At 49.8% G+C, this 3016-nt stretch carries 7 protein-coding genes; 1 reads left to right on the top strand and 6 read right to left on the bottom strand.

Annotated features, from left to right (window positions below; genetic code table 11):
* A partial coding sequence (locus AC27IQ_RS21470; protein WP_487090721.1) for a hypothetical protein occupies positions 1-308 on the bottom strand: 308 nt, incomplete at its 3' end.
* 66 nt (positions 309-374) lie between these two features.
* Between AC27IQ_RS21470 and AC27IQ_RS21465 the strand changes: the two genes are divergently transcribed.
* Entirely contained in the window at positions 375-671 is a 297-nt protein-coding gene (locus AC27IQ_RS21465) for a hypothetical protein (RefSeq protein ID WP_487090720.1), read from the top strand.
* A 192-nt stretch (positions 672-863) separates the two neighbouring features.
* Here the strand turns inward: AC27IQ_RS21465 and AC27IQ_RS21460 are convergent, their stop codons facing one another.
* From AC27IQ_RS21460 to AC27IQ_RS21440, 5 genes are all read right to left on the bottom strand, one after another.
* Positions 864-1124, bottom strand: coding sequence for a DUF7716 domain-containing protein (locus tag AC27IQ_RS21460; RefSeq protein ID WP_487090722.1), 261 nt, complete (start codon positions 1122-1124; stop codon positions 864-866).
* 66 nt (positions 1125-1190) lie between these two features.
* On the bottom strand, positions 1191-1376 hold the full coding sequence (locus AC27IQ_RS21455; RefSeq protein WP_487090719.1) for an HNH endonuclease: 186 nt from the start codon (positions 1374-1376) through the stop codon (positions 1191-1193).
* Between the two features lie 300 nt (positions 1377-1676).
* On the bottom strand, positions 1677-1997 hold the full coding sequence (locus tag AC27IQ_RS21450; protein ID WP_487090718.1) for a hypothetical protein: 321 nt from the start codon (positions 1995-1997) through the stop codon (positions 1677-1679).
* Positions 1998-2013: 16 nt separating this feature from the next.
* On the bottom strand, positions 2014-2184 hold the full coding sequence (locus tag AC27IQ_RS21445; protein WP_487090717.1) for a hypothetical protein: 171 nt from the start codon (positions 2182-2184) through the stop codon (positions 2014-2016).
* The coding region (locus AC27IQ_RS21440; RefSeq protein WP_487090716.1) for an RHS repeat-associated core domain-containing protein at positions 2181-3016 on the bottom strand (836 nt) is incomplete at its 5' end. The genes AC27IQ_RS21440 and AC27IQ_RS21445, both read right to left, overlap by 4 nt.

Here is a 3016-nt window from a genome sequence, read left to right as displayed (position 1 = left end):
TTGTCCCCCACCACACCCAGGCCCCCTCGGCCATCGGCGGCATGGTGCCGCCCCACCTGCGCCTCATTGCCATCCAGCAGGTTGCCCGCCGGATCGAAGGCGAACAGCTCCCGCGGCTGGTGGCTGCCGGCACCCGGCAGGGCGGCCAGGATGCGGCCCATGGGGTCGTAGCGGAAGTCCTGTCGCCCGCGCAGCGTGTCGCCCCGCGCCACCAGTTGGCCCGAGAGATCGTAGGCATAGGCCCGCTCCAGCACCGGTTGCGATGCCGCCACATTGCCGCTGGCGCGATGGCCGGCGCGGTGGTGCACCAGCCGTCCCGCAGGGTCTTACTCGTAGCGGCTGGAGACGGCCCCCTGGCTGCGCTCGACCTCGCGGTGCAAGGAATCGCGTTCCATGTCGGCGATGACCTGATGGGCCATCGGTGCCTGACCCGCCACTTCGGGCAGCGCGATGTTGATCTGGTGCAGATGGCCGGAGCCATAGAACAGCCAGTTCAGCGTGCGCCCATCGGGCAGCAGCTGGCCACCTGCGTGATCACGCTTTCGCCGCCGCTGGAGATGTGCGTGCCCATTGAAAAGGAAGGAAAGGGGGAAAACGGCAGGAAGGCGGTTGAGGGTGTTTTAAGCCATCAGCGCAATCAGGGCCTGCTTGGAGTGCTATCGATTGAGTAGCGGAAGCAAATTAACGGAATCACACACATCAAAGAAAAGAGTGAAAAGTGCCTGATGCCTTAGTTCTGATTGCCTTGGTTGCTATTGAATGAATAGCAAACGGAGAGTGTGCCGACCAGTGCAAAGCAATCTGCCAATGGCTGCGATGGGTTTGCTTTGGTGCGGTCATTGCATTGAAAATAAAAGATATGATTATTTCATGCATTCTATGAATGCATCATTTTCGTGGAAGAAAATTAATGCGTTTATGTAATCCTTGGTGCTGGGCTTTTCTAGTTGCTCATTCAAATTCTCTATTACGTCTTCGATGTCCTCTTTGGTAAGGTAGGGGTAAAAGCCCTCTGTTGAGTATCCATGCCTTACAGCTTTTTCCTCATCTGGTGAGAGATTTAAATCTGCTATGTAAAAGAAAACCTCCGAATTTTCTTTCAATTCTTTATTTTTTTTTGCAATAAAGCCAGCCGTTTTGATTTTCTATTGATGCAAGAGCATCTTTTAGTTCGATAAGATTTTTCATGACTATTTGCAGCTAAGCTTTTTAAAGCCGCCTTGTTGGTTAGGGTGAAGTGTTTCTTGAACTGGGCCTGGGGACCGATGTTGGCCGCGAGGAATTAATTCAATTTGTGTCGGATCTTGCGCGCTATGGTGCCATGTTAGTCCCGGAGGGCTGGTCGTTGCAATTCCGCCTTTAGGGCCAGGTTTCACGATGCCCTAGTGCTGATTGGTCTGGTTGCTTCGTAATTGATAGCAATTGCTTCTGAGCCGCAAGTGGGAAAACACGGCGAATTCTTTTGCCGATTGAATTGGCGCGATCCGGAGTTTGGCTGCGGCCGTGTTGGGACGGACGTCTTTTGGGAACTTATCAAGATATCCAGATTTCCCGTACTTTACGCTGTAACTTTATTTCTTTTCGCGCTTGGCCATTTGCGAATGAAATTTTAAGAATTGGCATCGCTATTTTTTTCGTATTTAACCTCAAAAAATAGTATGTTAATTTTTTTACGGTCACACATTTTTTTTTAGTTCTTCGGAAGCGATCAGCATCGTTTTTTGTATCGTATCTCGCGCTAGAAAAAAATCATCCTGAATTTTGTTAAAAATTACGGGAGAGAGTAAGTTCTCTTTCTCCTTTAGATCGGTCTCGTCGTGATTTATAAGTGAGAGAAATCTTCTAGTTCTCGCAATGTAATACTGATGATTTTTCTTTGTTCTTGAAATGATGGTGCATGGAATAAAATCCACATCTGCCGACATTTCTAAAGCACATTGCGTAACAAAATTCTGAGAAAATAAAGGAATGGATGTAAATGCTGGAATGTAATCCATTTCTTCGATGTTGGAGTCACTGTAGCTTTCTTGTGCCGCCCCAGTTACCTTCCAGCGAGAGTCTATTTTTTTTTTCGTTTACATTTTCCCATATTATTTCCTCCAGTTTTTTTTGAACGCCTTCAGTAAAAATAACGTGGCGTTTCGTGGTCCGCGTATTAGGGGCTATTCTGTACAAACTTTTCATGGCAAATTACCTTGACCAAGAGTGGCGCGAAGATTTTTTTGCAAATCTAACAACTCTTTTTGAATTCTGTATTTATCCCATTTTTCTTTTTTTGCTACTTCAGTCATTTTGTTGAGTTTGTCTTCAATTGTTTGGTTGTATTGATTATGAGGGCAGCCTCCCAGCTTGAATCTCGAATGAGTGGCCTTTCCAGAGCCATCGTCGTCCCTTGGTAGGTATATCATGTTGTGCGCTGAGTTGATATCCATTCCAGACATCGAGAATATTGAATGATCTTTTAATTCGTGCGGGATTAGATGGTGGCGTTCTTGTCCCGTTCTTCGCTTCATCCATGTTGGATATGAACTCTTGGGGCAACGCTGAAGTCCAAAAATATCAATCCACCCAAGCGGATTTGACGCATATGCGAATGCATTTGACCCACCCATTAATCCAATCGGATCTTGGCTAACAAACCTGCCCACAGCCGGATCGTAATACCTGAACCGGTTGTAATGCAGCCCGGTTTCCTCATCGAACTGCTGGCCCTGGAATCGGAAGGGTTGCTCGATCGGCGGCGGGGCGGATGAACGGGCGCTGGCACCCTCGCTCCAGTCCATTCCCGGCCCATTTCCCATGCGGCGGCGGGCAGGACCGTCATCGGTCCCCGTTCTCGCCACGGGCCGCAGCGTGGCTTCCCCCCAGACCTTGTATTCCGCCGCCCAGGCGATGCGCCCCTGGGCATCGGTCAACTCCAGCGGCGCGCCGACTCTGGTCGCACTGATACCAGTAGGTCTGGCGGTCGTCCTGCGTCCCTTGCACCGTCGCCAGCGGCACGAAGCTGGATGGCTCG

The organism is Acidovorax sp. KPB24-07, from assembly GCF_057543315.1.
Note: the sequence above shows the minus strand (reverse complement) of the source record. Positions and strands in the feature narration are given on the sequence as shown.